General features: G+C 56.0%; 5 protein-coding genes. All 5 read right to left on the bottom strand.

Annotation, left to right across the window (positions count from 1 at the left end):
- Positions 1 to 1,661, bottom strand: a 1,661-nt coding sequence (locus MXF20_RS23125; RefSeq protein WP_325971637.1) for a transglycosylase SLT domain-containing protein, incomplete at its 3' end; no start/stop codon positions are given.
- Positions 1,658 to 1,810: a DUF6889 family protein gene (locus MXF20_RS23120; protein ID WP_224481763.1), complete on the bottom strand. Its 153-nt coding sequence runs from the start codon at positions 1,808 to 1,810 to the stop codon at positions 1,658 to 1,660. The genes MXF20_RS23120 and MXF20_RS23125, both read right to left, overlap by 4 nt.
- 32 nt (positions 1,811 to 1,842) lie before the next feature.
- Complete coding sequence (locus MXF20_RS23115; RefSeq protein ID WP_325971636.1) at positions 1,843 to 2,292, bottom strand: phage tail assembly chaperone; 450 nt, start codon at positions 2,290 to 2,292, stop codon at positions 1,843 to 1,845.
- Positions 2,293 to 2,295: 3 nt separating this feature from the next.
- Positions 2,296 to 2,736 (bottom strand): DUF3277 family protein, encoded by a 441-nt coding sequence (locus MXF20_RS23110; protein ID WP_325971635.1) that lies wholly within the window; start codon positions 2,734 to 2,736, stop codon positions 2,296 to 2,298.
- 10 nt (positions 2,737 to 2,746) lie between these two features.
- A partial coding sequence (locus MXF20_RS23105; protein ID WP_325971634.1) for a DUF3383 family protein occupies positions 2,747 to 3,583 on the bottom strand: 837 nt, incomplete at its 5' end.

Genomic DNA, 3,583 nt, shown 5'->3' with positions numbered 1-3,583 from the left:
AGATATTTGGCTGCAGCGCCGGCGGACTTCACCGGGTCGAACGATTCATTGCCACGCAGCCCCAGATCTTTAGCCGTTCCCGGCATCAGCTGAAACAGCCCCTGAGCGCCAGCGCCTGACATTGCATTCGGGTCACCGGAAGATTCGGCGATAGCGACACTGCGCAGCAAGCCTTCAGGCAGCCGATACATCTGCTCAAGAGTATTAAGCGTTGGCTCAAGCCACCCCAGCAGTGCCGCGCCACTTTTTGAGGGCTCTGGACGCTTGAAAAACTTATTCCGCGTCCACTCACCAATGCTGCGCGGATCAAAGCCTGTTTTCGACTTTATCCAGTCAGCCGCACCATTGGCGCTATCAGATACCTGCGGCAGCGCATCTGAATTACTGCCCTGCTGGAGCAGCTCACGGCCTACAGCATAAGCATCACTCCACCGCCCATCCCGTATAGCGCTCATCAGCCGGGCGATGCCGTCCAGCATCCGGGCAAGGCTGCCGAGGTTTTGCGTCAGATTGCTCAGGTCCCACTTTGCAGTCCACGTCTGAGGGTCAATATCGAACAGCGCAAAAATGCGGGCTTTTAGTTCATCAATCGCCTTGATGGCGCCGGTAATTTCCGGCTCCCATTTCTTCCAGTCGATAAGGGACTTGCCGCCCTCTTTCCACGTTTTGTAGTCGTCATACAGCGCGAGGATGGCAAGGCCAAGAGCGGTTATCATGCCAATCGGAGACATCAGAAAAGCGCTGTTCAGCACGCGCCAGGCGAGAACCAGTGCGCCAAATATCTCAATCAGACGCTGCGTGGACTTATCCAGCGATGCCCACCAATCCATAATGTCAGCGCCGGCCTGAATCAGCCGGTAAACAATCCTGCCGATGACTTCAGCAAGCCAGAGAAGCCCTTTAACGCCGCTGGTGATCACCCCTTCGATTTTGGGGAAGTTGTCGACAATCTGTTTGCGCAGCGTATCGATTGAGCCGGATAAGCCTTCGGCGAGGTTTGAACCGATTTTATCGCGCGCCATGCCAGCCATCTGGCCGAATGTGCGCAGCGACGTCATGAAACGGTTAGAACTGGCAGCAGCCTGATCGGCGTTGAAGCCGATAGCCTTCGCCATCTGCGTGTACTGGCCGCTGAACTGACCGAGCCCGCGACGCATTGCCATCAGCGTATTTTCGTCAATGCCAAGCATCTGCGCATACTGATTAGCGCGGTAATAGGGCATCTGGTTCAGCTTGTCGCCTACACCAGTGAAAATCGACGCCATGTCCAGCATGTTGCCTTTTGCGTCACGCGTCTGCACACCCAGTCGGTTCAGAAAACCTTCTGCGCCGGGACTGCTTCGCATGAAGCGCGCAAGACTTTCCAGCGAGCCGCGCGCGGCTTCTGCACTTGAGCCCGCCTGCGCTGCAGCATAACCGATCGCCTGAATACCTGCCGCCGTTGCGCCAGTGCGCTGAGACGACCAGTAAAGCTGGTCAAGGCCGCTGGAAATCTTGGCTGTGTAGGCCAGTACAGACAGTGCTGCCGCCTCAACGGCGGTACCGAGCTGTACAACTTTGGCGGTGGTACCGGCGACAACCGCATCAAACTTGCGTGCGCCGGCATCGTCGACCTGGAAGCCCAGCGAGACGAGGAAATCTTTAATGGTTTCAGCGTTCATTGGTTGTCCTGTTGCCAGCGGCGGATCCGCGCATCGTTATCCTCTTTGATATCAAGCCAGTCGTTCATTCTGGCGACGTCCGCAAGGTCAACCGTGCCGTCCAGAAGCTTGTCATACGTGATATACCCGGCCTCAACCGGGCGCCTCAGATAATCCTCGCCATCAGGAAGGGAGTCGAGCGTCAGTCCGCTGGCGGGGGCTGCGTCCCGCTGGCGGGGGCTGCGGGCAAAAAATTTCCCAGACTGTCACCCACCACGCGGCCAACCATCTGCAGCATGTCCATCAGATTGATGTCGTCGAACATCAGCACATCGCTGTTAATGACCGGCACCCACGCATTGCCATTTTTACGGGCAATCACTGACAGGCACGGGAGGATGATCGCGTTGGTATCGTCTTCGGTCATGTCAGCCAGTTTTTCCGCAATTTTCGGCAGGGCCTTTTCCATCACGCCATAAACAGCAAGAGAATCAGAGCTGCCATCACCCTTTGGCGCAGCAGCAGATTTGATGCTCTGGATGTCAGGCAGGATGCCGGCGAGAACCGGCAGCAGCTTGCGGGTGACCTTCAGCTGGTCAAAAACGCTCAGCTTACCGGTGCGGTAAGTAACCCCTTTGATTTCAAAATCCATAACTTAAAACTCCCCCAGCACCTGGTCGATTTTGCCGCAGTCGAACACCCATGCCACCGTGTTGCCAACTTTGGCATTGGGATGATCGGGCTGCTTTTGAAACGCCACACCGCGCGCGGTCGTGATGTCGCCGGAAGCCTTGTTGCGAATAACGATGACGTTATTGCCCCACAGTGCAGACGACAGAGTTTGCGCGTTGTACATCAGCGAAAGCTTTTTATTGGTGGGCGAGGTCTTCAGCAGGTTTACGGTGATTGTTCCGCTCTTACCTGCGTGAAGGCTGTGCATAAACTCGCCATCGGCCCCGGTGGTCATGGTGTTTTTAGCCTCGCCCATGGCCACAACGATCCCCTCTTCGGAGTTCGCGGAGCCATAACCGAGATCAATGTTTCCGGTCGGCCCCGTAAAAGAAGCGGACACGTCCATAAAAGAATAAGTAGACATTCAGTGCTCCTTAACGAACTACCGTGATAGCCACGGAACCATAATGGACGGCGCCGGCCAGTTTTCCTGCAACCTGAATCGGGACACCTTTACGCGCCTCACGGTCGGTCTGCAGCTGGTTATCAACGGTATCAGCCCAGATGTAATACCCTTTGGTCAGCGTGTCGCCAGTGTTCAACTGACCGAACGGACCGCCAGTCCACTTGCCCGGCGCGAACAGGCCATTACCCACAGCCTTATCCAGCACCAGCTCAACGTTGGCGATACGTGTCGTGGTACCGGCATCGGTTTGGGGAATTTTGGTGGTGCTGGTGTATAGCGTGTTGAAGTCCGCTGTCTGCACTGCGTTCTGCAGCCAGTCGAGGCCGTGGCGCTCGTCGAAGAAATCGCCGTTGCACATAACGCCCTGCTCCAGAATCGCCGTATCGTTCTCGTAGTAGACGTAAACGTTGGCGTTTTTGGCTTCCAGAGCATCCGCCTGGGAGGTGCCCAGGGTTTCGTAGGTCACACCTGGCTCAACCTTGAATTTCAGCGTGATCGTGGTGTTGCTGCCGGTGAAATCGACAGTAAACGCACGACCAAACGCAGAAAGCGCAGCATAGTGGCTGCTGGTCGAATACTGGATAAAGGTGCGGCTGTACTTGGCTGCCTTGAGTTTTGATGACAGGTCGGTCGTGGTTGCGGCCACCAGCGTTTCCGGATCTGCAGTTGTGATGCCGAAGATTCGGGATACCGTCGATGCTTCAATCGCAGCGGCCACATTAATCAGTTCAGCGTCTGTCGGGTAATCGGCCTCATCTACAGCCAGGTGCAGACCATACCAGCTGTTAAAGTCCATAATGGCATT

It is taken from the genome of Pantoea dispersa (genome assembly GCF_035783935.1).
Taxonomy (GTDB): Bacteria; Pseudomonadota; Gammaproteobacteria; order Enterobacterales; family Enterobacteriaceae; genus Pantoea; species Pantoea dispersa_C.
This window is presented reverse-complemented; position numbering and strand designations above follow the sequence as displayed.